Genomic DNA, 1,773 nt, shown 5'->3' with positions numbered 1-1,773 from the left:
ACACATGCCCTCGCGCTGGGACCACCTCTTCGACCTCAAGCCCGTCGCCCTCGTGGACCACCTGCTGGACGAGGTGGCGCGGCTGCTCGCCAAGGACCTGGAGTCCTGGCCCCCACCGGTTCAGGACCTGGACCCGGCCACCCTGGGCGAGTTCGCCCCGCTGTTCCAGGAGGCCACCCGGCGCCCCGCCCCGGCCGTCTACACGGAGGCCCTGCGCCTGGCGAAGTGGGACCTCGCGCGCGAGTTCGACGCCTTCGACGACTACGTGCGCAACAAGCGCTACCTGGAGCGGGGCCTGTCCCCGGACGACCGCGTCCCCCTGCTCTTCCTCACCCGCTGGCTGACGGAGCAGATGCTGGGCCTGGGCGAGGCCACCCAGGGCCGCATCAAGCGCCCCCTGATGCGCGACTGCCTGGACCGGGTGGAGTCCCGGCTGAACGCCACGGCCCGCCTGCCCCAGGCCTGAGGCTGGCCGCCTGCCCTCCCGGAGGGGTTCTGGACCCTTGGGGCGCATAGGAGCATGGGGTGCGCCAGAAGCTTTCCGCCTGGAGCTTGTCAGAGGGAGGCCGCTGCCTTAAGCCCGGGTGCATGTTGCCGCCCGTGGACGCCACCGCCCCCGACGAACGCCGCAAGCGCCTGCTCCTCCTCGTGGGACTGTGGGTGGCCATCGCGGTGACGCTCTTCGCCCTGCGCTCGGTGGTGATGCCCTTCGCGGGCGCGGCGCTCATCGCGTACCTCGTCCAGCCGCTGGTGGCGCGCATCACCCGCTTGAGCGTGGCCGGCCGTCACGTGCCGCGCTGGGTGGCCATCCTGCTCATCTACGCGGGGTTCTTCCTGGCCGTGTACCTCTTCTTCGTCGCGCTGGTGCCGCAGCTCTACCGCGAGGTGGCGCGCATCAGCCGGGAGATGGCCAGCTTCGCCAGCGCGCTCACGCCGGAGCACGTGCAGACGCTCGCGCAGCGGGCGGAAGGATGGCTCAACACGTACGGCATCCCCGTGGCCCTGTCGGACCGGGCCATGGAGGGCGCGGCGGGCGCCACCGGCGGCTTCAGCCTGGCGCTGGACCTGGAGCAGATGCTCACGGACGCGGTGGCGCGCGCGACGCTGCTCGTGAAGGAGAACCTGGCGGACATCGTCAACGTGTCGCGCCGCATCGTCACGGAGGTGCTGACCGGCGTCTTCATGCTGTTCTTCATCCTGATGGTCGCCGCGTTCTTCTCCATCGACGCGCAGGCCATCCGCCGCTACTTCGGCACGCTCATCCCCGCGGAGCTGCTGCCGGACGCGAAGACGCTGGTGGCGCGCATCGACAAGTCGCTGTCCGGCGTGGTGCGCGGCCAGGTGACCATCTGCCTGGTGAACGGCGGCCTCACGCTGGTGGGCCTGCTGCTGTTCGGCGTGAAGTTCGCCTTCCTGCTGGCCACCATCGCCACGCTCTTCAGCCTCATCCCCATCTTCGGCACCATCATCAGCTCGGTGCCCATCGTCCTCATCGCGCTGGCGGATGGCTTCCAGAAGGGCCTGGCGCTCCTCCTGTGGATCATCGGCATCCACGCGCTGGAGGCGTACTTCCTCAACCCGAAAATCATGGGCGAGGCCGCGCGCATCCACCCCGTGGTGGTGGCCTTCTCCCTCATCGCGGGCGAGAAGCTCTTTGGCCTCTGGGGCGCGCTGTTCGCGGTGCCGGTGGCCTCCATCGCGGTGGCCTGCTTCGACTACGCCCGCCTCAAGGCGCAGCCGCCCCCGCTGGTGGCCGCGTCCCCCCAGCAGGCG

General features: G+C 70.3%; 2 protein-coding genes. Both read left to right on the top strand.

Annotated elements, in window-relative coordinates; genetic code table 11:
- On the top strand, nt 1-466 hold a 466-nt coding region (locus D7X55_RS39195; RefSeq protein WP_407921820.1), incomplete at its 5' end, for a hypothetical protein.
- Between the two features lie 122 nt (nt 467-588).
- Nucleotides 589-1,773, top strand: a 1,185-nt coding sequence (locus D7X55_RS39190) for an AI-2E family transporter (protein ID WP_147470417.1), incomplete at its 3' end; no start/stop codon positions are given.

It is taken from the genome of Corallococcus sp. AB049A, assembly GCF_003668885.1.
GTDB lineage: Bacteria > Myxococcota > Myxococcia > Myxococcales > Myxococcaceae > Corallococcus > Corallococcus interemptor.
The sequence above is the reverse complement of the archived record's forward strand: the minus strand, read 5'-3'. Positions and strand labels throughout refer to the sequence as shown.